Genomic DNA, 25,710 nt, shown 5'->3' on the forward strand with positions numbered 1-25,710 from the left:
TTAATTTCAGGGGACAGGGTGGTATAAAAAATAACTCAGCAGTAGGTACTATATCTAGTTGCGGTAAAGTTTTTGTCTAATAGGGTGTGATGAATATGATCATAAAAAAAATCAGCAAAGTGTTGGTGGGATTAAGAACCCGTCATTTTTTGATAATCGATGCAATTTGTTTTGCGATCGCACCGTTACTGGCCTTGGCAATTCGTTTAGATGATACATTGACTCTGGCTCCCTATCTAAACAGTCTAGCGGTAGTTACAGTATTATTTGTAGCAGTCAAACTAGCAGTATTTTATGCCGGCGGCTTCTACAAGCGTTACTGGCAGTATGCGGGTCTGGAAGAAATGGCACAAATAGCGATGCTGATAGGTATATCCCTAGCAGTGGAAATTATCTTGTTCCAACAACTATACCAGCTAAATAATTCGCCGATCGCAAATCTGCCACGCTCGTTGCCGCTACTAGACGCTATAATAAGCTTTTTGTTAGTGGCGGCGATTCGTTTCAGCATTCCAGCCCTGGAAAGATGGCACCAAAAACCGTGGAAAGTTCAGCAACGCGATCGCATCCTGATAGTCGGTGCGGGCAGTGCAGGCACATCTCTGATGCAAACGATGCAGAGGAGCCCAGAGGTAGGACTCGATCCAATCGCTTTCATAGACGACGACCCCAAAAAAATCAGCAAGCAGATTCGCAAACTGACTGTAGTCGGCAATCGCTGTAACATTCCGGAAGTAGTTCGAGCGCTAAATATCGGCAAAGTCATGATTGCCATCCCCTCAGCTCCGGGAAAAGAGATTAGGGAGATCGTAGAAATTTGTCAGTCAATTGGAATTCCAACCAGCACCCTCCCCGGCCTCAATGAAATCATCAACGGTCGTGTCAGTTTAGGTAGCCTCAGAGAAGTACAGATTGAGGACTTGCTCCGCCGCGCCCCCATCCAAACCGATACCCAAAAAGTCTTGGGATTGATTGGAGGCAAAAAAGTTCTAATTACCGGTGCCGGCGGCTCCATCGGCAGCGAACTTTGTCGGCAAATATTAAAGTGCGCTCCTGCGGAAATTATCATCGTCGGACACGGAGAAAATTCTGTATTCAACATTCAACAAGAATTAGGAAAAGTCCTGTCCGAACTCAAAAAACAGAGCCCAACCCAAACATATATTACTCGCGTGACAGCCTTTATGGCCGATATTCGTTTGCTGGAGCGATTAGAGTACGTTTTTTTAACAATGAGACCAGACATTATTTTTCATGCGGCGGCTCACAAACACGTACCCATGATGGAATTAAACCCGCCGGAAGCGATTACTAACAATGTGCGGGGGACAAAAAATCTGCTGGATCTGGCATTGAAATACAATGTGGAACAATTTGTGATGATTTCCACCGACAAAGCGGTGAATCCAACTAGCATTATGGGAGCTAGCAAAAGAGTTGCCGAAATGCTGGTGCTGCAAGCAGCCAAAAAAAGCAAAAACCCCTTTGTAGTGGTTCGTTTCGGTAATGTTCTTGGCAGCCGCGGTAGCGTCGTACCTACTTTCAAACGACAAATTGCTGAGGGCGGGCCGATCACAATTACTCATCCAGATATCACGCGCTATTTCATGACAATTCCCGAAGCTGTTCAACTGGTTTTGCAGGCAGCAGTGATCGGTAATGGCGGGGAAGTTTTCATGCTTGAGATGGGAGAACCAGTCCGAATTGTTGATTTAGCAAAGGATTTGATTCGGCTCTCAGGCTATGAAGTGGGAAAAGACATAGAAATCGCGTTTACAGGGCTGCGACCGGGAGAAAAATTGTTTGAAGAACTGTTTATTCCGGGCGAGAAATACAACCGCACTAAACACGAAAAAATTCTCAGTCTTGGCAATGCCAGCCGCCTAGTGAAAGAAAATATTGACCAGGAAGTAGAAGCCCTTTGTCAAGCGGGCGATCGCAATGATGCGACTTTAATTGTCTCAATGCTAGAGCAGTTAGTGCCTGAGTATGTACCAGGGTATTCAACCGCTAATTTGCACGTTAATACAGCCCAAGAAAGAACCGCTGTCGCAAAGATTAGCAGTGCAGCATCTATTCAGTTAGAGAATGATTTGCGGGTGGCTCTGGCAAATGAGGAGTTTCGGATTCACTATCAGCCGATTATCTGCCTGGAAACTAATAAGATTAGTAGTTTGGAAGCGCTGTTGCGTTGGCAGCACCCCAATCGAGGTTTGCTTTGGCCAGACGAATTCCTAACACTGGCAGAAGAAACCGGCTTGATTGTTCCTATTGGCGAGTGGGTACTGCGGCAAGCTTGCAGTCAGATGCGGATTTGGCAGTCGCAATTTGGTCTGAAGTCTCCTTTAACAGTCAGCGTGAATCTGACTAGCAAACAGTTTTTCCACGCTGACTTAATCGAGACAATCTGCCAAATATTGAAGGAAACAAATCTTGATGCTTCTAGTTTGAGGTTAGAAATTCCAGAATATGTTGTGACGGAAAATCCCGAGTTGGCTGGGTCTGTGTTTGTCCAAGTTAAAACTTTAGGAGTGCAAGTACAAATCGACCACTGTGGTCTTAGTGATGTATCATTAACTCAGCTCTACCAATTGACGCGACTTAAGTATGGGAAATTCGACAGTTTGAAGCTAGATTGTTCTTTAGTCAGCGGGCTGGATGCTAGCAACCCGAACTTAGAAGTTCTTCAGAAAATTATTGCGATAACTCAGGAGTTAGGTATGGGTATGATTGCTACAGGAGTAGAAACGAACTGGCAAATAGCTCAACTCAAAGCTCTGAAGTGTGTCTACGGACAGGGATACTTTTTCTCTAAGCCTGTGGAATGTGCCGCGGTAGGGAGATTAATTGGGGGTATGGCTGCTAAAAGTTAATGGGGCATTTGTCAAACTTATCGGTTGAACACTAAAGAATCGGTTCAGTGATGGCGGCGCAACCGCACTAACGATGAAAGCTAGTTGGAGAAATGCATTTGAGATGGGAAAGATCGCACAAAAATTAGCAGTAATTGGGCTTGTGCTGATGTCAGCGACATCATGCCAACCCAGTGCTGCTAATTCTACTTCTTATAAAACTACACTGTATGAAAACAGTTATGAGAATTTTCCAAATCCCGAAAGAGGTTTTTTTGTTCCGTTTAACCCTCTCGGTAAATATGAAAGTTCTCCCTTAAAGGTAGCCGACCTAGAGAAAGTTAGAAGCGAAAATATGAGTTTAGTTCGCCGAATTTATACTATTGCAGATTTTCGAGATAGACCCCTTTCCCAATCATTTCTGCAAAAGGTATCAAATGACTGCGAAATAGTCCGAAAAGCAGGTCTAAAAATTATTATCCGGTTTGCGTATAACTGGCTGGGAGGTGGGCCGGACGCTGCGCAAGAGCGAATACTTTCCCATATAGAACAGTTAAAGCCAATATTTGCAGCGAACTCCGATACTATCGCTTACTTAGAAGCTGGTTTTATTGGTTATTGGGGAGAGTGGAACCGCTCTACAAACGGTCTAGATAAAAATAGTGAAGCCCGGAGAACTATTCTATTTAAAATTCTCTCTGCAGTTCCTACTGAGCGGATGGTTGCTATACGATACCCCTACTACAAAAGAGATGCTTTCAATAATAAAAATCCTCTCACTCCTCAAGAAGCATTCAATGGCAGCTATAGATCCAGAACCGGAGCTCACAACAATTGTTTTTTAGCTGCTATTGATGACTGGGGTACATATAACCATACCGATCCAAAAATTGTAGATGCTCAGAAAACGTATTTAAACTTAGATAACCGATATGTAGTACAGGGTGGTGAAACTTGCAATCCTAGCGAATATGACGATTGTCCAAATGCTTTAGCCGATCTGGAAAGAATGCGCTGGAGTGCCTTAAACACTAACCTATATGATGGACTGCCAGTATTGAGAGGCTGGGAAGAACAAGGCTGCATGAAAGAAATCCAACGCCGTTTAGGCTATCGCTTCCGCCTTTTGAATTCGGTCATTCCAGTGAAGGTAAAAGCTGGTCGCACATTTTCAATGGACTTGAAAATTACTAATGATGGGTGGGCTAGTCCTTACAATAAGCGTTTAGTAGAAGTCATGTTGCGTGATCGCCAAACGCAAGCGCAATATTATTTGGCAGTCACAGAAGATCCTCGAATGTGGATGCCCGGTACTGACAAAAGCATAAACATTAAGGGCGCCATTCCAGTCACAATGCCTTCAGGAGAATATGAAGTGTTATTAAATTTACCCGATCCAGCTCCTAGATTATATAACCGACCGGAATATTCTATCAGGTTTGCTAATCAAAAAGTCTGGGAAGAATCCACAGGCTATAATTCTTTATTGCAAAGCGTGATTATCGAGCCAAGAGTAGCAGGAGATGAGTCTTCCGGAGAACAACTCTTTAAACAGCGTCAAAAGGTGTCCCATTAGTAGCCTATGTTGCTACAGTTGACAAATCAAAAGTGTTCCCTATGAAAATTTTGTCTACTCAAAAATTACTTGATTTTTGGCATCAACAGACAAGTGGCTCTGTAAATCGCCAAATTTTTGGTGCGGCTGTTACAGTTGCTTTAGGAACGATAATTGTTAAAGCAGTAGCTTTAGTTAAAGAATTAGTAGTGGCATGGAAATTTGGTACTGGCGATACTTTAGATGCGTTTTTAATTGCCTTGTTGGTGCCTGCTTTTATTACAAATGTTGTATCTAGCTCCTTTAATGCAGCCCTTATACCTACTTATATTCGTGTGCGAGATAGGGAAGGTACAAACGCAGCTCAAAGACTTTTTTCGGGAGCTACAGTCTGGATTTTTGTAGTGTTAGCAATTGCAACTATATTAATGGTGGTGACTGCACCGATATATTTACCCTTAATTGCCGGAGGGTTCAGTCGGGAAAAGTTAGATTTGACTTTTAAGTTGTTGTGCGCGATCGCACCTGTTGTCCTGCTGGAAACTTTTATGACTAGCTGGCGTGCTACTTTGAATGCAGGAGAGCGTTTCGCCTTAGTCGCTCTTGCTCCAATTTTTACTCCGATTATGACTATCCTATTACTCTTAGTGCTTCATTCTTGGGGAATCTTTAACTTAGCAGCAGGACTTGTCTTTGGTGTAGTATTGGAAATGGTTGCGATCGGAATATCGCTGCACCAACAAGGTATTTCATTGATGCCAAAATGGTATGGATTTGATCCTCACCTGAGACAAGTAGCAAGTCAATATATCCCGGCAGTTACGGGAGCACTCTTAATGAATACCGCAGCTATAGTAGATCAATCAATGGCAGCAATGCTGTCGCCAGGCAGCGTAGCATCTCTCAACTACGGTAACAGAGTAATTGCCTTGCCGATTACCTTGATTGCCACAGCATTAAGCACGGCTGTAATTCCGTATTTTTCTAAAATGGTTGCCCGCGAAGATTGGGCAAATGTACGTCACACCCTTAATCGTTATCTGGGACTAATTTTTGCATTGACCGTGCCGCTAACAGGATTCTTGATTTTATTTTCTGAGTTAATAGTCCAACTCCTTTTCCAAAGAGGCTCTTTTACAGCTAATGATACTCACTTAGTAGCTCAAATTCAATTCTGTTTCGCGTTTCAAATACCATTCTATATTGGAAATATTTTGTTAGCCCGGTTAATGATATCCATGAGACTTAATTATATTTTGATGCGAGTGTCGGCATTTAACTTAATGCTTAATATAACTTTGAATTATATTTTTATGCAATGGATAGGAATCAAAGGTATTGCCTTGTCCACCAGCTTTGTCTATCTATTTTCTTTTTTATATATGTTTGTTTCGGCTCAGCAAAATTTAAGAAAAATAACAGGGGCGAGTCAGACAAAAAGTGAATTAATGTAAAATAAAGATGAAAATTGTTGTGTAAACAATGAATATATGAGAAGATAGTATTATCTCCTTGTGCACTATCAGCAGCCATGAAAAAAAAAGTTGTATTCCTCATCCGCGATTTAAACTACGGTGGTGCTCAAAGGCAATTAGTGACCTTAGTAAAAGGTCTTAAAGACTACTTTGATATAACGTTATTATACTTTTACCCAGGGGGGGGTTTAGAAAAAGACTTAAATGAAAGTGGAGTGCGATCTATCTGTCTGGAAAAACGACAGCGTTGGGATGTATTTGGCTTTTTTTGGCGTCTTGTTAAATATCTCAGGCAAATCCAGCCGGATGTGCTGCACGGATACTTGGGCGAATCAAATTTAGTCGCTATTTTTGTCAAGCCATTTTTTACTTCAACCCGGATAGTCTGGGGAATACGGGAATCTAACACCGATCCCAATCTTTATGGTTGGCTAGGGCGTTTTCTCTCTCAGATAACGCCGATTTTATCGTGCTTTGCTGACTTAATGGTCGTCAATTCCTATGCTGGAAAAACCTATTATATAACCCAGGGATATCCCGCCAAAAAGATGGTAGTCATTCTCAACGGTATAGATGTTGAACGTTTTCAGCCAGATCCAAAAGCAGGGGCAAAAGTCAGAAAGGAATGGGGGATTTCACCGGACATGATTTTAATTGGTTTGGTGGGCAGATTGGCACCCATGAAAGACCATCCCACTTTTCTTAGGGCAGCCGCACTAATGTGTCAAGAAAGACAGGATGTGCGTTTTGTCTGTGTTGGTATCGGGCCGGAAAACTACGCACAAGAATTGTATCGCTTGACCGATGAATTGGACATTGGCGATCGCGTTATCTGGGCAGGAGCTCGCCCAGATATGCCGGCGGTAAATAATGCCCTAGATATTGCTTGTTCTTCTTCTTCCCACGGCGAAGGGTTTGCTAATGTAATTGGAGAGGCAATGGCTTGTGGCGTACCTTGTGCGGTGACAGATAATGGGGATTCGAGGTTAATTGTTGGCGATACGGGAATGGTCGTACCCCTAAGTAATCATCAGGCTTTGTTTCTTTCGTGGATGCAAATTTTAAGCAGCGATCGCCCACAATTATCGATAATGGCGCGGCAGCGTATTATCGATAATTTTACTACCAAAAAACTTCATGATACAACCGAAACAGTTTTAAGAAAAATAATTGAAAACTCGGAGTTATTAGATGCTTGAAAGTGTTTATTTAGTATTGATAGTTCTGATAATAATTATAGAGTTTATCAGAAAAAAAGACAATGAAATAGATTTTTTAAGTATGTTTAATCTGGCTTTCATACTCTGGTATCCATTGCCTGGATTTCTAATAGCTTTTGATGTTCAAAAAGCTGTGGGGGCTGACTGGGAAAGTGTACTCGCTAATACGAATAGCTGGCAAACGGCTACAGCAATTTTTATAGGCTACTTTATTGTAGTTAAAGGATTTTATTCAACGTCTGCTCGAACGCTAGGAAATAAAATTGTTATTAAATCTCGTCACAGTGGAATTGTTTTTTGTTATACAATTTTTTTACTTTTATTCTCATTGGCATCAATACAGATATATAGCTCAGCTTTTGGTGGAATTTCCAATGCCATAACGCAAGGATTAGCCGCACGATCGGGTTGGGTGTCAACTGGGGCGCTAGGTTTCTTTATGAGATTTTTATCTGGTACTGGTTTTTCATCCTATTTATTAGCAGCTTTTGTGTTTGAAAAGAATAGTGGAAAACACAAATTGTTGAAGGTTGTGTTATTTCTGGGAGCTGTAGTTAGTGCATTAATTTCTTTTATGTTGAGAGCAGGACGATTAAACATTATTTACTACCTTCTGGGATTTTACCAGATTTATATACTAAAAACCAAAAAAATTCCCCGGATATCAAGTGCTATTTTTATTATATTTACGGCTTTATTTCTGTTTTATGGTAAAAATTTATTTTCTAGTCTGAGTGCAATTCCAGATGGATTTGATGCTGTTATAGATAGGTTTAACCAATCTATACAAGATAATGCCAGGGATGAAGGGTTTAGCTTTTATGGTTTTATGAGCAACTTTTACTATACAGTTTTTTCACTGGATACGGCTTTTAGCAAAAGTTACGACGTTCGCTGGTTTATAGATATATTATACGGAATTTTGAGTTTGGTTCCCGACCGTTTATTAGGTAGCGAATCACCAGAAACCGTTCTGTATTATAATACTGTCTTTATTGTGGGCTCGTTTGATTATGCGATACCGACTGGCTTTCTGGCTTTCGGTATATATAGTTTGTGGTGGCCCGGATTGGTGATAGTTTGCTTAACTTATGGATGGATTGGCGGCTGCCTACAATCTATGCTGGAAAAACATCTAAGAGATGTGTTTTGGATGCCGTATTTTTATGCTTTAGTAGCTCAAATATGGGTTTTCTTTCAAGGGAGTGATCCGGAGTCATTTTTCCAATCTAATTTTATGTTATTGGCAGCAAGTTTCTTGTTGATGGCTTTAGGCAGCAAAATTTTGATAGTTCGGCGCGATCAAAAAATAAGCTCTGTTCAGGGAAATTAAAACAATGGGTAATGACAGTAGTTCTGAGAAAAAGGTGTCAATTATATATATCACTACCGGACTGTCAACAGGTGGTGCAGAGAGAATGCTCTACAATTTGTTGTCCAGAATAAACCGGCAGCGGTTTTCTCCTGCTGTGGTTTCTTTAATGGATCGGGGGACGTGGGGCGATCGCATTGAATCTTTAGGCATCCCCGTCTATACTACGGATATGAAACCCGGAATGGCTACACCAGCAGCAATATGGAAATTAGTTTGCCTAGTGCGACAACTCCAGCCAGACTTAATTCAAGGTTGGATGTATCACGGCAATTTAGCAGCACAATTAGCGAGTGCGCTGTCCCTGTTGAAAACACCTGTTTTGTGGAGCGTTCATCATTCAATTAGTTCATTGGAATCAGAAAAAAGTTTAACGGTTAAGATTATTAAATTGTGTGCTTATCTATCCCGGTTAACTGATCAGGTGATTTTTGTGTCTCAAGCTAGCAAGCTACAACATGAAGCTTTAGGTTATAACCGTCAAAATAATTGCGTCATTCCCAACGGTTTTGATACTTTCTTATTTGTGCCATCACTAGAAGAGAAATTAGCGGTGAAAGCTGAGCTAGGATTAGCAGAAAAAACGATAATAATTGGCGCGATCGGTCGCTATCATCCGATGAAAGACCATGCTAACTTTCTGCAAGCTGCTGCTTTGCTCTTAAAAACCTATCCAGACGTACATTTTTTGTTAATTGGCACTGAAGTAGATCGACAAAATATGTGTCTAATAAAATTAATTGAAGAGTTGAAACTAGGCGATCGCGTTCACCTGTTGGGAGAGCGCACCGACATCCCTCGCTTAACTGCTGCATTAGATATTTCTACTGTCGCTTCTGCTTACGGTGAAGCATTTCCTTTGGTTGTAGGAGAGGCGATGTCCTGCGGGGTGCCTTGCGTCGTTACACATGTAGGTGATTCAGCTTGGATTGTTTCTAATACCGGAAAAGTAGTACCTCCAAAAAATGCTGAAGCGCTGGCAACTGCTTGGAAAGAGTTAATCGTTCTAGATTGGGAGGAAAGGGAAACTTTAGGAAAATCAGCTAGAGATAGAATTGTTGAATTCTTTTCTTTAGACTCTGTGGTAGCTCAGTACGATAAATTGTATGAAAGTACCTTAAATGCTAAAAAAATCAAATAAATTCCTAATATGAACAGCCTTCTAATTATCACTACTATTCCAGCAACTATCCACGCTTTTTTGCTGCCTTTTGCCGAGCGCTTCCGTGAGCTGGGTTGGCGAGTGGATGCAATGGCTTGCGGAATTTCAGAAAATGCTGAATGTTTGCAGGCATTCGAGCGCGTCTGGGATGTAGAATGGTCGCGCAATCCTCTAGATATGAGAAATTTTTTAGTGGCTCCGCGAGTGATTCGAGAGGTTGTACAAACAGAACAATATAATATAATTCACGTACACACGCCTGTTGCTGCCTTTGTTGCTAGATACGCTCTCAAAGATTTGAAAAAGCAGCGTAAATTTCAGGTGATATACACGGCTCACGGCTTTCATTTCCATCCTCTAGGCAAACCGTTAAAAAATGCTGTATTTCTGAATTTGGAACAACTAGCTGGGCCTTGGACTGATTATTTAGTCACGATTAATCGCGAGGATGAATCAGCAGCAAAACGCTACAAAATTCTTCCTCCTGAAAGAGTCCGCTATATGCCGGGAATTGGAGTGGATCTCGATCGCTACAGCCCCAGTGCTGTTTCTGAAGCTGATGTCAAGCAAGTGCGTCAGGAAATGAGCCTTAACGGGGAAACTCAACTGTTTCTCTCCGCGATCGAATTCATTCCCCGCAAGCACCCCCAGGATGTCTTAAAGGCTTTTGCTAAACTGGCTCGACCTGATGTTGATTTGGCTTTTGCTGGAGACGGCCCCATGCTGGCGGAAATACAGCAATTGGCATCGGATTTGGGTGTGAAAAATCAGGTACATTTTCTCGGAAACCGCCGAGATGTTCCGACTTTAATGCGAGCTTCTGTGGCGACTCTGCTGGCTTCGGAACAGGAGGGATTGCCTAGAAGTATTATGGAGTCTTTGTCGCTAGAAATTCCGGCGATCGGCACAGATATTCGTGGCACTCGCGACTTGCTGGAGGGAGGTTGCGGTCTTCTTGTCAAGTTGGGAGATATCGAGGGGTTGGCTCAGGCTATGGCTTGGGTGCTTGATCGCCCGGTTGCAGCTCGCGAAATGGCACAGCGCGGTAGAAAAAGCATACTTGCTTACGAACTCCAGAATATCCTGAAGCAACACGAGGCTTTGTACGCTGAAATCAACAACCAACAATCAACAATCAATAATTAACACATGACTAATATAGTTACAGGCGCGGCAGGTTTTATCGGCTCTCACTTAGTAGAAACTCTGTTAAAGCAAGGTGAGAAAGTTATCGGCATTGATGAAGTCAACGATTATTACGATCCCGAATTGAAGAGAAAAAATCTCGCTCATTTTGCAAAAAATCCAAATTTTCAACTGCTTGAGGGCAATATTTTATCTTTGGATTGGCGATCGCTCTTAGCTAATACAGAAGTTATTTATCACCAAGCAGCGCAAGCAGGCGTGCGCGCTAGTTGGGGAGAAGGTTTCCGCAGCTATACCGATCGCAACATCAATGCAACTCAGGTAATCTTAGAAGCAGCAAAAGATGCACCGCAACTGAAAAGATTTGTACTAGCTTCTTCTTCTTCGGTGTACGGCAATGCGGAAACTTTCCCTACCAGCGAAACTGCCTGTCCTCAACCAGTTTCTCCCTACGGAATTACTAAGTTAGCCGCTGAACGTTTGTGTTCGCTTTATTATCACAATTTCGGCGTTCCGGCAACCATGTTGCGCTATTTCACCGTTTACGGGCCTCGCCAGCGTCCCGATATGGCATTCCACATATTTTTTAAATCAATTTTGCGCGGCGAAGCGATTTCAATTTACGGAGACGGACAGCAAACCCGAGACTTTACGTTTATCAGCGATTGCATTGCTGCTAATGTAGCTGCTGCTAAAGTTCCAGAAGCTGTGGGCGAAATTTTCAATATAGGAGGGGGAAGTCGAGTTGCTTTAGCAGAAGTTATTCACACAATGGAACACATTGTCGATCGCCCGATTCGCATCAATTACCTAGAATCGAGCAAAGGAGATGCGCGGGATACTAGCGCTGATGTATCCAAAGCTCAGAAAATATTGGGATATCAGGCACAGGTTTCTTTGAGGGAAGGATTGAGACAAGAATGGGAATGGGTGCAGTCTTTGTATGGTTAGGGCCTACTTAACATACTTGACAGATGCAGCTACCGGAAGCGATTCAACCGAACATGAGATCAATTTTTATTTGGCAGATCAGAAAATGAATATTCAAGTAATTGGTTTATCAGACTCTTTGTGGTTAGAGACTCTGGAAAAAGTTCGCCACGATATCTATCATTTGCCTGAATATCTATATTTGGAGTCTATTAGGCACAACGCCATAGCAGAAGCTATTTTGATAGCTGAAGATGACAAAATATTTTTTCTGCCTTATTTGTTGCGTCAGTGTGATGACATCTTTGACCAACGCTTAACAACCCAAGAAGTTTTTGATGTTGTCTCCCCTTATGGTTATCCGGGAATTCTGTTGAGTGATAAGGCAGCTAGTACGAAAGAGTTTTTAGATGGGGCAATCAATCAGCTAATCTCTGCATTGCGTGCCAAGGGAGTGTGTTCAGCATTTTTTCGGCTGCATCCGATACTTAACAGCGGCTTCAATGATTTTTTATCTCCTGATATTTGCAACGTTAACGGAGAAACTGTATCTGTTAATTTGAAACTCTCCGAAGCGGAAATATGGAGTCAAACTAGACCGGAACATCGCACCAGTATTAATAAGTTGAAACGTTCTGGGATGACAGCAAGAATGGTTCCTTTTCAGGAGTCGATCGGCGATTTTATTTCAATTTACTATGAAACAATGGATCGGTTAGGAGCTGGGCGATCGTACTATTTTGATGATGAATACTTTTCGCATTTCTCTAAACTAGGTGAAAAAGTCCACTTGTGTATAGTTGAATTAGAGAATAAAGTTACTTGTTCTGGAATATTTACCGAGTGTGGTGGAATAATTCAATATCATTTGGGAGGAACCAGAAACGAGTTTTTTAAACAAGCACCCAGCAAGCTGATGTTCGATTATGTTCGATTTTGGGCTAAAGAACGTGGCAATGCAGTTTTTCATTTGGGGGGAGGTGTTGGAGGTGGCAAGGATAGTCTCTATCATTTTAAAGCAGGTTTTTCTAAGCAGACGCACACCTTTTTGACGCTGCGCTTAATTATAGATAAAGAAAAATATCGCCATCTGGTTGAATTGCAGGCAAAGTCTTTAAATGCGAAGGTTGAAGAACTACTGAGTACAAAATTTTTCCCTGCTTATCGCTGTCCAAAATAAAGTTAAAGAAAATTGAAATTTTGCACCATTTTTGAAGAACAATTGAAAAGCATATGCCAATTATCAACAACAAAGAAGTTTACAGTACAGTAGAGTTTGAGGTTTGGGCAGATAAAAAAGGTCTCAATGAAGCCGAAAATTACCTAATTCTCAAATATTTGAAGAAAAATAAAAAAACAGTTGAAGCTGGCACGGCAGCGGGAAGAATTCTGCTCGAAATGAAAGATTTAGGTTTTCAATATCTTTACGGTTATGATTATGTGCCTGAGTTTATCGAACAAGCAAAGCAGAGAGAAGCAAGTCAGAGTATCTCTTTTGAAGTGCAGGATGCAACAGATTTAAGTTATGAAAGTTCGGGTTTCGAGCAGATAATTTACTTGCAGCAAATTGTGTGTTTTATAGAGGAAGAGGAAAAAAGATTAAAAGCTTTGAGAGAGGCTTATCGGATTCTCAAAAAGGATGGGACAGCACTCTTCTCATTTTTAAATTTTGAATCGAGAATCAAAAGTCCGTTTGTAGTATATTTAGCATATTTAAGTATGTTGAGGAGGTTCTCTGGAGCGAATCGCTCAATTCAATATATTCCTTGGCTTAAGCTGGGCGGAAAATATAACTTTTTGGCGCTACTCGATCGCGGCCCTTACCCATATTGGTATAAAGTACAAGAGGCTCACCAAATTTTGACACAAGTCGGGTTTAAAATAGTTGCCGTTGGTTCGAGTTATCAGATTGCTCAAGGTAAGATGTGTGATGACATAGAATCCTTGAAACAGGAATTAATTGCAGGGATGCTTTACTTTGTTTGCAAGAAGTAAATTCTAGTAAAGTGAGTAACTTTATGAACAACTACGATCGCGAGCGTGTCAAGGTGGATTAGCCGGACATAATATTACAGGTTGGACACTGGTAAACGATCGCACAACGCTCAATCATACCTCGTTAAGCGTGCAGTCCGCCCGATCGCGGCCAGAGATTCTTTTGACTGTAAAGCTAGGTATGCAACCATAATTAACGTTTTTTTGAAAAGTCAGCGATCATCCCCATCCTCAAAATGTTACAAAAAATTCATAAAACAGCGACGTTTTCTAAATTTTATGTAAAATTCAGTGATCGCCCCAACCAGAGGTTCATAAAAGCTTCATAAAACACCGAAGTTATTTAAATTTTCTGTAAAGTTGACAGAACTCGTTACCGTATAAACCCCGATCGTGCAAGACTCAGGGAATTACAGTAAATTGCTGTTGGGGTGCAGAATCATGAGTATTTACGAATTACTACCGCTCAAATCAAACTCACAAATCTCGCAACTTAATAAACTAGTAAATCCCAAAAAAGTTAGCCAATTGGTTAAGTGGGTATTAGATAGATTATGTGCAGCGATCGCCCTTTTGGTTTTCTCTCCCGTAATATTAATGGTGGCGATCGCCATTTACATCCGGATGGGCGGCCCAATCTTTTTCTGCCAACCCCGTCCCGGTAAAAACGGTCGCATTTTCAATTTCTACAAGTTTCGCACGATGACCAGCGATTGCGATGCTGATGGCAATTTGCTGCCCGACGAACAGCGTCTCATACCCCTCGGTCAATTTCTTCGCAAAACAAGTCTGGACGAACTTCCACAACTATTGAACGTTCTCAAAGGCGACATGAGCTTTGTTGGGCCTCGCCCCTTATTAGTAAGATATCTAGAACGCTACAGTCCCGAACAAGCACGCCGCCACGATGTTATGCCCGGAATCACCGGTTGGGCCCAGGTAAATGGTCGCCGACTTCTAGATGGAAATTGGCCGGAGAAATTCAGGCTCGATGTTTGGTATGTCGATAATTGGAGCCTGTCATTAGATTTAAAAATACTTTTCCTAACAGTCTGGAAAGTCTTGGGGCAAAAAGAAATTAGTCAAGAAGGCCAGGCTACCGGTGAAGAGTTTAAAGGTAATGAATAAGGTATTACAATCAATGATAGCAAGATGGGAAGTAGGCTCAGAATTTCATTGGTCGGATGATGCCCTGACACCACCATCATCATCGGAAAATTTATTCCCCGAAAATTACGAACTATTTTCCACAGCTACGGGCATTCTATTGGCTATTGAGCGTTTTTTGAAAGGCGATAGCGAAGGTCGATTAAGGCTGCATTTACCGACATACTACTGCATGGAAGTTGCAGCCAAAATAAGTAAAGTTTTCGAGCTTTGTTGGTATCGCGATTTGCCCACAGAACCAGTCCCAGATTTTAACTCCCTTCGCCCCTTACCGGGTGATTTAGTATTAGCGGTTAATTTGTTTGGGGTAAAAGAAGGAAAACCTTGGCAAGATTGGCTGACTCAAAATCAAGATATTATCTTAATTGAAGACCACAGCCACGATCCTTTCTCGCTTTGGGCGCAGCAAACTACCGCTCATTACGCAATGGCATCGCTGCGTAAAACACTGCCGATTCCAGACGGAGCGATGATTTGGTCGGGGCAAAAAATGGAACTGCCTCGACCTTCTAAACCGGAATCATCGGCAGCCGCCCAAAAACTCACCGCTATGCTGCTAAAGCGAGCGTACTTGATGGGTGCGGATATTTCCAAAGATAGCTATCGAATCCTGCAAATGGAAGGAGAGGAGCATCTAATCAATGATGGCGATCGGTCTATTTCCACCCTCACAAACAATGTACTCTTAAGTTTAAAGATTTCCGAAATGAGGCAACAGCGGGCAACCAATGTCAAAGATTTTTTAGAGATGCTATTAAAAAATCAACAGGAAAGTTACCACCCTCTATTTACAAATTGGTCTGCAGGTTCGGTTCCCTTTAATAGCATCTTACTCTGTAAAACTCATCAAATTAGAGAAGAACTGCGCCGATTTTTGATAAGTAAAAACATTTTTGCTCCCGTTCATTGGCCTCAACCGCCAGACCAATTGTCGGGTAACGATCCGCAGGCATTCGATTTATCAAATCGCCTGCTGACTGTTCCCACAGATCATCGTTATTCCTACAACGATATTACCCAAGTAGCAGCAAAATTTGTTGAATTTTCCCAACTGCAACCAAGCGCTAGTTATTAGTCAGGAGTAAATCAAAAATGGAGACTTTTACCCAACATCTGACCGCAGATCAGATAGCTCTTTTACCCACAGAAGAAGATGTTGCTTTTTACGAAGAACACGGCTGGTATATCTCAAAAAAAGTCATCCCCGATGAAATGATTGAAGAGGGAATCCTTGGCTGCGAAAAGTTCTACCGGGGAGAACGAGATGCGGTACTTCCCCTCAGTGGCGGATACTGCAACTGGAAGCCGGAAGATGGGGACGTTACGCGCAACAACGAATTCATTTCCTTGCAAAGCAAGCTGCTGCGAAAATTTGCCCTTCAGCCAATTATTGGCGCGATCGCCGCACGACTTGCCAGAACCAAACAAATTCGCATTCTAGACGACCAAATCATCTGTAAACCACCCAAAAGCACCAAAACCACCATCGGCTGGCACGTCGATCGCGCTTACTGGTCTACCTGTACCTCCGACAACTTACTTACCGCTTGGATACCTTTCCAAGACTGCGATGAGTCTCTGGGGCCGATCGCCGTTTTCGACGGTAGCAACAAGTGGCCGGGACTCGGAAATATGCGCTCCTTCAACAACCCAAACCTCGAAGAAATTGAAGATAAATTTCACCGAGAAGGACGAAAAATAGTTAAATTGCCAATGATATTAAAGAAAGGTCAAATCAGCTTTCATCACTGTTGGACAATTCACGGCAGCTACCCCAACACCAGCAATGTCTTCCGCTTGGCAATGGCAATCCACCTACAGGACGAAGCCAACCAATATCGGTCTTTTAGGAACCAAAAAGGAGAAGAAGTTCACATTCCTAACGAACTTTTGTGCCGTAAATTGCCCAACGGCGATCCTGATTTCAGCGATCCGGCAATATTTCCCATTGTGTGGTCGGAGTAAGACCAATGAACGTTCAAATTATTGATTTATTAAACCCATTGTGGCGGGAAACCTTGCAAAAAGTGCGCCACGATACCTACCATTTGCCTGAGTATGTGTTGGCAGAAGCAAAAAGAACTAAGACAACTCCTGAAGCTTTTTTGATGGTTGATGGCGAAAAGATTTTTTTCCTGCCTTATTTGCTGCGTCAATGCGATGATATACTGCCCACAAAATCAACCGCACAGGGAATTTTTGATGCGGTTTCGCCCTACGGGTATCCCGGAATTTTATTAAGTGAGGCAGCAGCTAGTACGCCTGGGTTTCCAGATTCGGCGATCGAAGAGTTGAAGCGGGTGTTCAGGAGCAAGAATATATGTTCCGCTTTTTTTCGGCTTCATCCCATCCTCAACGACAACATAAATCAAATATTTAAACCCGGTACTGTCACTGACAATGGCATCACGGTATCCGTTGATTTAAAACTTTCTGCAGCTCAAATTAAATCGCGTACTAGAAAAGGTCATAAAAGTACAATTAATAAGTGCAAGCGATTGGGTTTGACGACAAGAATAGTCCCTTATTTAGAATATATCAATGAATTTATGGCAATTTATGAAGAGACTATGGGGCGCGTTGAAGCTAGTCAATCTTATTATTTTGGACGCAGTTATTTTGAAGATTTATCAAAATTAGGCGAAGGCATTCATTTATGCCTTGTAGAAAAGGAAGATCAAATTGCCAGTGCTTGCTTGTTTCTGGAATGCGGTAAGATAGTTCAGGCTCACCTCGGTGGAAGCAAAACCGAGTTTTTGAGCGAGTCTCCTTTTAGTTTAGTATTTGATTACGGCAGATACTGGTCTCAAGAACGGGGCAATGAATTTTTTCACATGGGAGGTGGTGTGGGAGGCTCAAATCAAGATAGTCTCTATATATTCAAGTCTGGGTTTTCTCAACAAAGGCATCTTTTTTTTACAATGCGTCTGATTACAGATGAAGAAAAATATCATCATCTGGTAGAATTGCGGGCAAGCGCTTTGGAGACGGATTCTGCAACACTGCTCAATTCAGGGTTTTTCCCTGCCTATCGTGCTTTACCATAACAGCAAGCTAGTAGTAAATAAGCCTGGTTAGAAGTCATGCTCAAACAAATTCTCCTCTCAACACCTCACATGGGTTGCCTCGAACAGGAGTTCGTCAAAGAAGCCTTTGATACCAACTGGATCGCCCCCGTTGGCCCCCATGTAGACGCTTTCGAGCAAGAATTCTGCGAAGTAGTTGGCGCTAAACACGCAGCGGCTGTTAGTTCGGGTACCGCAGCTTTGCATTTGGCTTTACAATTAATTGGTGTCGGTTCGGGAGATGAAGTTTTTTGCTCGACTCTGACTTTTATTGCGACTGCTAGCCCGATTACTTATCTTGGTGCCAAACCAGTTTTTATTGATAGCGATCGCACTTCTTGGAACATGAATCCCGAATTATTGCGATCAGCTCTTGACAAACGAGCAAAAATTGGTAAGTTACCCAAAGCTGTTGTGATCGTACACCTCTATGGTCAAAGTTGCGATATCGATCCCATTCTAGAAGCTTGCAATGCGTATGAAATTCCCCTAATAGAAGATGCGGCAGAATCTCTAGGGGCTAGCTATAAAAACCGATCGCCTGGAAGCTTTGGTAAAGTTGGCATTTTCTCATTCAACGGTAATAAAATTATCACCACTTCCGGCGGCGGAATGTTAGTTTCAGATGACCAAAAACTGGTAGAAAAAGCTCGTTTTTTGGCAACACAAGCCCGTGACCCCGCTCCTCATTACCAACATTCAGAAATTGGCTACAATTACCGTCTTAGCAATGTTTTGGCGGGAATAGGTCGCGGTCAATTACGGGTTTTGGATGAACGAGTTGAAGCGAGACGACGCAATTTTGACTTTTACAAACAAGCTTTAGGAAATTTGCCGGGACTTGAATTTATGCCGGAAGCTGCTTTTGGAAAAGCTACTCGCTGGCTGACTTGTTTGACGATCGATCCGGCAGCTTTCGGTGCAGATAGAGAACAAGTTCGCCTAGCGCTTGCTCAAGAGAAAATAGAAGCGCGTCCGGTTTGGAAACCTTTACACTTACAACCAGTATTTGCAGATTGCGAATGTATTGAAGGTGCAGTGGCCCAAGAGTTATTTGAGTACGGACTTTGCTTGCCTTCTGGCTCTAATTTAACTGATGAAGATTTAGAGCGGGTGACAAGTGCGATCGCCCAAATTCACAAAGAAAATCGATGATATAGCCGAAGGAAGTTCGGCTACGGATTTTGTAAGGGATGTAACAGAGGTCAGGAAGAAGAAAGATGCGATCGCTATTATTATATCCCTGAATTTTTCAAGAAGTTGGGGAGTTAGGTCTTCTGTCTTTTGATTAACTCTCCGGCCATTCTTGCAGGGCGATCGCAATTCCCTGTTTCAATCTCGGTTCGAGATTGTCTTGTTTCACTAAGTTTTCTAATTTCTGCCTGACCTCGGCAGCACCTAGCTGTTTGAGCGCTGCCATGCAGTGCAGCCTGACGCTGCTGTCTGCGTCGCCCAACATTAAAATCAGAGCATCTAGCCCTCTCATATCTCCTAATTTTCCTAAACCTAAAGCTAAAGATTTTTTGCTAACAGCCTCCTGCACGGCCGGATGATCGGTTTTCAGCAAATCAATCAGAATTTCAGCAGCTACAGCTTTTAACTCCGGCTTTTCTACTCGCCCTAAAACAGTGACTATCTCTTGATAAATAGTAGAATTTATGTTAGTAAATTGCGCCATTAATGTCTGATGCAAATATGCTAAAGCGGTTGCAGTTTCCATCCAGCTTAGGGCGCGCACAGTTTCGATTTGCAATTCAACCGGAGTTGTGGGCGATCGCAGCAATTCAAATAAAGCAGCCGCAGCAGCATCGGTTTTCAGCCGCCCGATCGCGATCGCCGCTTGCTGACAAACTTCTAATCGGATGTCCGAAAGCAAAGGTTTGAGCAAGTTAACTAAATCTAATTCTGCATCTAAATAGGCGCGCGCGCCGAGAGCTCGCACGGCTTCTTTTCTGACTGCTGTCGCCGGATCTTTGAGTGCTGCTACCAGTATCGGCGGGATGCGGGAGTCGTGAAAGCTGCTCAGGGCCTCGATTGCGTGCGCCCGCACCGCAACTTGAGAGTCTCCGACTACGCTCAACAGCGGTGGGATGGTTTCGGTGCGCCGAATTTGGGCGAGTGCTGCTGTTGCAAACTGTCGCGAGTCTTCTTGGAGTAGGAGAGTTGCGAGGGATTCTATGGCTGTCGGGCCGAAATTCCCTAGGGTTTCGGCGGCGATTTGGCTCAATTCTTCCTCGGAATTTTTGACCAATTCTACTAAAGCTTGAATCACTTCCGGGCGATCGAACTTTCCGAGGATGCGGGCGGCGAACCACCGGGGTTCCGTGTCTGCGTCTTCGTCTTCGAGTACGGCAATTAAAGGTGCGATCGCGCCATTTCCCAGATTGGGGAATACTTTAGCAATTTCCCAGCGGTCTTGAAAATCGCCCCATTCTAAGGCTTCTATTGCTAAACTGACAGCTTGCTCTAAAATGTCTTGTTCCTGCGGCTTGCCGCCCTTGGCTGTCACTTGCTGCAAGCATTCGACTAACCCTGGCCAGTTTTGGCGATCGGCTGCGACTTGCGCTTTTTGTAAAAAATTATACATGATTTTAAATTAAGTTCGATCGAGAAGCGAGGTTTTTTGCTGCTAGGTCAGAGCGGGAGGGAGCTACTTTTTACGAATCTTTTGCTACAATTATCCATTTTTTAACATTTTTGTCAATCCATCATAACTTGTAAAATGAAAGTAAAGCGTTAATTTCATGCAGTTAAGGCATCAAGCTATACTTTTTGTCATTTAAAATACGCAATATTCCCAATAAAAAATTAACAAATGAAGAAAGCTCTACTTTTAGTAAACCAGCACTCCCGAAAAGGGCAAAAGCTATTATCTCAAGCCACTGTAGAATTAGAAGCACTGGGTTTTGAGTTAATTATAGAATCTACCGACCACGCCAGCGAACTTCCCGAAACAATTCGGCGCTACCAAAATCAAGTCGAATTAGTAATAATCGGCGGCGGCGACGGCACTCTCAACGCCGCCATAGAAGGTTTGATAGACACCAAGTTACCCTTGGGTATTTTGCCTATGGGAACTGCTAACGACCTAGCTCGCACTCTGGGAATTCCTACAGATTTATCCGCAGCTTGTCAAGTAATTGCCAGCCATAAAGTTCGGTTAATAGACTTAGGTTGGGTGAACGGCCAGCATTTTTTTAATGTGGCGAGTTTGGGATTGAGCGTGCAAATTACCCAGCGTCTCACTAAAAATGTGAAGCAGCGCTGGGGAATTTTAGCTTATGCTTTTACTGCTTTGCAGACAATTTTGTCAGCGCGACCGTTCCGAGCAGAAATTAAGGTAAACAACCAATTTTTTAATGTTAAAACTATTCAAATAGCCATTGGCAACGGCCGCTATTACGGCGGCGGCATGACAGTTGCCGAGGATGCCACAATCGACGACAAGCGACTGGATTTGTACAGTTTGGAAACAAAACACTGGTGGGAAATCATTGCTTTGCTGCCGGCTATGAAGCAAGGAAATCATACCAGTCGGCATAACGTTCGCACATTGCAAGCTCAAGAATTTGAGGTTAATACTAGCAAACGCCGTCCGATTAATACTGACGGTGAAATCACAACTTACACCCCTGCAAAATTCCGAGTGATTCCTCAAGCTTTAGCAGTTATAGCTCCTTCATAAACTAATATATCAATTAACTGGTTACCAGGCTGGAGCCTGGTAACGAGTAATTTTATTGTGCAACAAGCCGGAGAGCCTGTTCGCTTAATAATCGCCTCCAGCGCCATATTGCCACGCTTCAACTAATCGGTGAAAATAGTATTGCTGCTGCGGCGATAAAATTTTTACCTGCTGTTCTACGGCTTTACCCAAAGGCTGCAATCCCGTATAAATTCCTAAATTCACATAATGAACCATCCAATCGAGCAAATTAGCTATTCCAACCTGCGGGATAATTTTCATCACTAATCCGGGATGGCTAATTGCTGTTTTAAACAGGGTTTGGGACAAAGCCGGAAACAGCACGATATCTTGAAGAAACGGTTTGAGTACCGGTTCTCCCAACTCTTCCATTACCTGAAAGACGGCAGCCAAAAGTTGATTGATTTGATTTGGGTCTATTTTTTGATTTATCGCAGCACTCATCGAACGCTGAAACAACCAGGTAACTGATAGATTCGGCTGATAGGGTTGCAAAAGTGCGAGGGAATTTTTGCTGAGACTGTCACTTGTCAAAGCTTCGTCAATTCCTAGAGTCAAGCGTTTGAGGTGGCGCACCATTGCGCCGAAACCGCCGAAGCTGAGGGGAGATTGGCTACCGCTGCTGTCTCCAACTGGGAGTATGCGATTCCAAGGCGTTTTTAGAGGACTCTGGCGATAGCAGGGGAAGAATCCGTAGAGTGCTCTTTGGAATTTTAACTGTTCGAGTTCGACGTTTTGATATGGGGGAAGCAAGCGCAAATAGTCTTCAAATAATGTTTCTAAACTGAATCTTTCTGTGTCGGCGTCTATGTAGGTAAATAAGTAGGTGGTGCGACCGTCTCTGGCTGGAAATGCTTCCCAAAAATATTGGCACTGATTTTGCATTGGGGTGAAGGATGCAAATATGTCGCCGGTGTCGTTTTGGGGAAATCCTTGAGCGCAACTGCCGACTACTAAACATACGGCATCGGGTTTTTTCCCTTGTCTAGCTTGGCGGACAATGGGCGAAAAATGTCCCATTGCGTCTAATAATAATCGGGTTTTAAATAAATTTGTAGCAGGTTGTGTATCGGTATTTGCAGATTCTACCAAGACTCCATCCGGGTGAATGGTGGCTATTTTAAAGGGGGTGTTTTCAAATAGTTTTCCTCCAGCTTGGAGGAATCGCTGCTTGAGGGTTTCGAGGAGGTAAACAGGATCTACTCCGATGTTTAGTACGCCCGAAATCCAGATGTCGGGGGTGTTGGCAAAGCTGATGCGGGCTGGGTTGTATTCGGTGGCTATGGCCTTTTCTATCTCTTCAACAGATAGCAAATTTAGTTCTAAGAATGCGTCTAATTCTTTGCGAGAAATGTTCCATTCTTGCTCGCGGCCTCGCAGGGTGCCGCGTTCGAGCAAGGCTACTCGCCAACCCCGCACGGCTAAGGCTGTACCGATTAATATTCCTAGGGTTCCGCCGCCGATAACTATGTCGAAGTCGAGGGTTTCCAGGGGTTGTTGGCTGTGTTTGACTGCTTGGGGTGCTGGTGCGGTGTTTTGTTTGAGGTTTTCCCAGAGTCGATCGACTTTTCTCAGGCCTCCGAGGGCGTCTCCTGGCAGTTGGGAGAGGATTTGTTCGGTGAGGGACATCGGGTTTTAGTATTAAACAGTGGTGGATTTTTTATAATTTAGCTTAGATTAACATTTGCGACAGTTTTAGGGCTGACGCATGGGGTGGCGAGAATCACGGAGTTTTTATCATCATACAAATAATCATACAGAGAAACCCGGTTTCTGAAAAAAAAACCGGGTTTCTACCTCTCGTTGGTAAGTCTAAGGAATTATCTTCAATCAGCCGTGCTTAATTCTTCAACTCGCAGCCGATCGCACAAAATTCGCTCGCACACAATCGCACCCGTCTCCGCACTCCTACAAACTTCTAACTGAGCTTCCGGCAGCGCTTCAAACAAAAAACGTTCCCCCGGAAACACTGTCCGCTCAAAATACCAATTAGGAATATTTGTAATGCGAGCGATTTGCACTTTGCTAGTATTATTAAGATACCAACACAAAATGCGCGTATGACCTTCGGAAAGTACCTGATTTAGTGTCAAATTCATTTTTTTAACTTGTTTGTGCAATTGTGCGAGCGATCGGCGACAAGCCTAAACTTAATATAGCATATTACCCGTTAAAACACATTTTTTTTACATTATTTGGGTTAATTAATAAATTTCGCCTGGGAAACATCAGCGCCTTCCACGTATTCCCAAGAAGGTGCAAAAGCCGGCATTGCTAAAGTGCAAGATTTCCATCCTCCCTTAACAGGTGCGTTCAACAATTGACAGTGACCGACAGAACCTCTTGCCTGTTGGTAGTGACCGCAAAAATTACACTTGGAAGCCGGATTGCATCCGCGCTCGCTAATTACAACGCAGGGCTGGTTTTGGGTTTGGTTGCGATCGATAGTTAAAGTGTTCATTAAATTACTTTTTAAATGTTCAGTCTTAAGTATGACGGCTGGAGTGCAGTCGTGGCCTCTATCTCAAGGCTTAGTTCGCCTTTAAGTTTTGTTTAGGGATCGATATAAAATATATTATTTTTGAGATGATCAAGCTAGGGAGCAATTGAATTTCCTTCCGATCGCATTGGCGGCCCCGGCTTTAGTGCCGATCGCGCTTGCTGGGGATATACTTCCTCAGACAGAGCTAATTATCCTCGCCTAACTGGCTGAACAAATCGGCTAAAATTGTATTAGAAAATAAAAAGCCTTCGGGATCGCTCAACCTCAAATTGCCAGAAAGTGGCAGTTTCGCGCCCTCGCCTAAAGTTGCGTGAAGCGGAGCTATCCCGTAGGGAATCGCCCCATCCTCCGTCATAATTTCCACCCATCCTTGTCGCCAGTAGGGCTGCAAACAACGCCAAATTTTATCAACCGTTTGCTGACTAAACTTTTCAGTCAGCGCCGACAGGCTAACTCCTTCTGCTAAACGCAAACCTAGCATCAGCGTTTCTAACAAAATGTCATTTTCTGAGACTTGAAAATTTTGCTCAATTGCTGGGTACATATCATGCTGGGTTTCCCCCCCAATTTGTGGAGTAGCAGGGGAATTGAGGCCAGAGATCGATCGCACCCACTGATAATATTCTTGAGTTTTGCGCGGCCTTGTCAACCTCCGGCCTTCCACGTAACTCGCCGCCCCCATTCCCAAGCCGTAATAAGGGCGATTTTCCCAATAAACGCGGTTGTGGCGACACTGATAGCCATCGCGAGCGTAATTAGAAATTTCGTAATGTTCGTAGCCAGCACCTGTCAGAATTTCCCGCGCTAAACGGTACATTTGAGCAGCGGTTTCATCTGCTGGTAGCGGCTGCGCGCCTGCTTCAAAGTAGCGCCCGAAAGCAGTTCCCTGCTCAACAATTAAGTCGTAACTCGACAGGTGAGTCGGGCTAATTTCCACTGCAGATTTCAGGGAAGCTTCCCAGTTTTCTAAAGTTTGGTGTGGCAGTCCCGAAATTAGGTCTAAACTGAAATTGACAATCCCAGCCGATCGCACTATTTCCACTGCTTCAAAAATATCAGCGACTGAGTGCGATCGCCCGCAAGCTTGCAGCAATTCATCCTGAAAAGCTTGCACTCCCAAACTAACTCGATTTACTCCCGCCGCTGCATATCCCCGCAATTGTTCTAAAGTAAACGTACCAGGGTCTATTTCTATAGAAATTTCCGCCTCAGCAGCAATCCCAAATTGGCCGTCGAGAGTCTCTAAAATATTGCTCAACTGACTGACAGAAAGCAGTGAAGGCGTGCCGCCACCAAAAAAAACTGTTTTGAGAGATGCGCCTAAATTTTTAGTTTCTTGAATTTCTTGACACAGTACAGCAACGTATTGGACTATGGTGCCTGAATTCTCGCCATTTTTGCGATCGCCCACCACAAAAACCGGAAAATCGCAGTAGTAACAGCGGCGGCGACAAAAAGGTATGTGCAGGTAAGCCGAAGTGGGAATGCCGGAATTTGTCGCTTGCACACTTTTTTTTAATTCAAATGTTAAATAATCTGTGGGGGGGTTCATTACATTTCAA

General features: G+C 43.2%; 21 protein-coding genes. 16 read left to right on the forward strand and 5 right to left on the reverse strand.

The window, feature by feature from the left end:
* Positions 1-95: 95 nt before the first annotated feature.
* The 15 genes from QUB44_RS00105 to QUB44_RS00175 all read left to right on the forward strand — a co-directional run bounded on the left by QUB44_RS00105 (position 96) and on the right by QUB44_RS00175 (position 19,094).
* On the forward strand, positions 96-2,873 hold the full coding sequence (locus QUB44_RS00105; RefSeq protein WP_333361599.1) for a polysaccharide biosynthesis protein: 2,778 nt from the start codon (positions 96-98) through the stop codon (positions 2,871-2,873).
* A gap of 73 nt (positions 2,874-2,946) precedes the next feature.
* Positions 2,947-4,428, forward strand: coding sequence for a DUF4832 domain-containing protein (locus QUB44_RS00110; protein ID WP_333361600.1), 1,482 nt, complete (start codon positions 2,947-2,949; stop codon positions 4,426-4,428).
* A 41-nt stretch (positions 4,429-4,469) separates the two neighbouring features.
* A complete protein-coding gene (gene murJ, locus QUB44_RS00115) occupies positions 4,470-5,861 on the forward strand; it encodes a lipid II flippase MurJ (protein ID WP_333361601.1) in 1,392 nt (463 codons plus the stop codon).
* A 77-nt stretch (positions 5,862-5,938) separates the two neighbouring features.
* Positions 5,939-7,081 carry a glycosyltransferase gene (locus tag QUB44_RS00120; RefSeq protein WP_333361602.1) on the forward strand — a complete coding sequence of 381 codons (1,143 nt, stop codon included), beginning with the start codon at positions 5,939-5,941 and terminating at the stop codon, positions 7,079-7,081.
* Positions 7,074-8,435: a hypothetical protein gene (locus QUB44_RS00125; RefSeq protein ID WP_333361603.1), complete on the forward strand. Its 1,362-nt coding sequence runs from the start codon at positions 7,074-7,076 to the stop codon at positions 8,433-8,435. Before QUB44_RS00120 ends, QUB44_RS00125 begins: the two co-directional genes overlap by 8 nt.
* A gap of 4 nt (positions 8,436-8,439) precedes the next feature.
* On the forward strand, positions 8,440-9,615 hold the full coding sequence (locus QUB44_RS00130) for a glycosyltransferase (RefSeq protein WP_333361604.1): 1,176 nt from the start codon (positions 8,440-8,442) through the stop codon (positions 9,613-9,615).
* A 9-nt stretch (positions 9,616-9,624) separates the two neighbouring features.
* On the forward strand, positions 9,625-10,782 hold the full coding sequence (locus tag QUB44_RS00135; RefSeq protein ID WP_333361605.1) for a glycosyltransferase: 1,158 nt from the start codon (positions 9,625-9,627) through the stop codon (positions 10,780-10,782).
* A 3-nt stretch (positions 10,783-10,785) separates the two neighbouring features.
* Positions 10,786-11,733 (forward strand): NAD-dependent epimerase/dehydratase family protein, encoded by a 948-nt coding sequence (locus tag QUB44_RS00140; RefSeq protein WP_333361606.1) that lies wholly within the window; start codon positions 10,786-10,788, stop codon positions 11,731-11,733.
* Positions 11,734-11,818: 85 nt separating this feature from the next.
* Positions 11,819-12,892 (forward strand): FemAB family protein, encoded by a 1,074-nt coding sequence (locus tag QUB44_RS00145; protein WP_333361609.1) that lies wholly within the window; start codon positions 11,819-11,821, stop codon positions 12,890-12,892.
* Positions 12,893-12,945: 53 nt separating this feature from the next.
* Positions 12,946-13,707 carry a class I SAM-dependent methyltransferase gene (locus QUB44_RS00150; RefSeq protein ID WP_333361612.1) on the forward strand — a complete coding sequence of 254 codons (762 nt, stop codon included), beginning with the start codon at positions 12,946-12,948 and terminating at the stop codon, positions 13,705-13,707.
* A gap of 441 nt (positions 13,708-14,148) precedes the next feature.
* On the forward strand, positions 14,149-14,835 hold the full coding sequence (locus tag QUB44_RS00155; RefSeq protein ID WP_333361615.1) for a sugar transferase: 687 nt from the start codon (positions 14,149-14,151) through the stop codon (positions 14,833-14,835).
* A gap of 13 nt (positions 14,836-14,848) precedes the next feature.
* Entirely contained in the window at positions 14,849-15,949 is a 1,101-nt protein-coding gene (locus QUB44_RS00160; RefSeq protein WP_333361618.1) for a DegT/DnrJ/EryC1/StrS aminotransferase family protein, read from the forward strand.
* A 17-nt stretch (positions 15,950-15,966) separates the two neighbouring features.
* Positions 15,967-16,839 (forward strand): phytanoyl-CoA dioxygenase family protein, encoded by an 873-nt coding sequence (locus QUB44_RS00165; RefSeq protein ID WP_333361621.1) that lies wholly within the window; start codon positions 15,967-15,969, stop codon positions 16,837-16,839.
* A 5-nt stretch (positions 16,840-16,844) separates the two neighbouring features.
* Complete coding sequence (locus tag QUB44_RS00170; RefSeq protein WP_333361625.1) at positions 16,845-17,921, forward strand: GNAT family N-acetyltransferase; 1,077 nt, start codon at positions 16,845-16,847, stop codon at positions 17,919-17,921.
* A 36-nt stretch (positions 17,922-17,957) separates the two neighbouring features.
* Positions 17,958-19,094 (forward strand): DegT/DnrJ/EryC1/StrS family aminotransferase, encoded by a 1,137-nt coding sequence (locus QUB44_RS00175; RefSeq protein ID WP_333361628.1) that lies wholly within the window; start codon positions 17,958-17,960, stop codon positions 19,092-19,094.
* A 133-nt stretch (positions 19,095-19,227) separates the two neighbouring features.
* On the opposite strand, the gene QUB44_RS00180 is transcribed toward QUB44_RS00175, so the two are convergent.
* Positions 19,228-20,526 carry a HEAT repeat domain-containing protein gene (locus QUB44_RS00180; RefSeq protein ID WP_333361632.1) on the reverse strand — a complete coding sequence of 433 codons (1,299 nt, stop codon included), beginning with the start codon at positions 20,524-20,526 and terminating at the stop codon, positions 19,228-19,230.
* A gap of 228 nt (positions 20,527-20,754) precedes the next feature.
* Here QUB44_RS00180 and QUB44_RS00185 point away from each other — a divergent pair, with 228 nt between their 5' ends.
* Positions 20,755-21,624, forward strand: a complete 870-nt coding sequence (locus QUB44_RS00185) for a lipid kinase (RefSeq protein ID WP_333361636.1) — start codon at positions 20,755-20,757, stop codon at positions 21,622-21,624.
* Positions 21,625-21,708: 84 nt separating this feature from the next.
* Here the strand turns inward: QUB44_RS00185 and QUB44_RS00190 are convergent, their stop codons facing one another.
* The 4 genes from QUB44_RS00190 to hemW form a co-directional block, all read right to left on the reverse strand.
* Positions 21,709-23,274, reverse strand: a complete 1,566-nt coding sequence (locus tag QUB44_RS00190) for an FAD-binding oxidoreductase (protein WP_333361652.1) — start codon at positions 23,272-23,274, stop codon at positions 21,709-21,711.
* Positions 23,275-23,471: 197 nt separating this feature from the next.
* Positions 23,472-23,744, reverse strand: a complete 273-nt coding sequence (locus QUB44_RS00195) for a DUF1830 domain-containing protein (RefSeq protein WP_333161192.1) — start codon at positions 23,742-23,744, stop codon at positions 23,472-23,474.
* Positions 23,745-23,845: 101 nt separating this feature from the next.
* Positions 23,846-24,106 (reverse strand): hypothetical protein, encoded by a 261-nt coding sequence (locus QUB44_RS00200; protein ID WP_333361654.1) that lies wholly within the window; start codon positions 24,104-24,106, stop codon positions 23,846-23,848.
* A 226-nt stretch (positions 24,107-24,332) separates the two neighbouring features.
* On the reverse strand, positions 24,333-25,700 hold the full coding sequence (hemW, locus tag QUB44_RS00205; protein WP_333361655.1) for a radical SAM family heme chaperone HemW: 1,368 nt from the start codon (positions 25,698-25,700) through the stop codon (positions 24,333-24,335).
* Positions 25,701-25,710: the final 10 nt, after the last annotated feature.

It is taken from the genome of Microcoleus sp. AT3-D2 (assembly GCF_036705715.1).
Taxonomy (GTDB): Bacteria; Cyanobacteriota; Cyanobacteriia; order Cyanobacteriales; family Microcoleaceae; genus Microcoleus.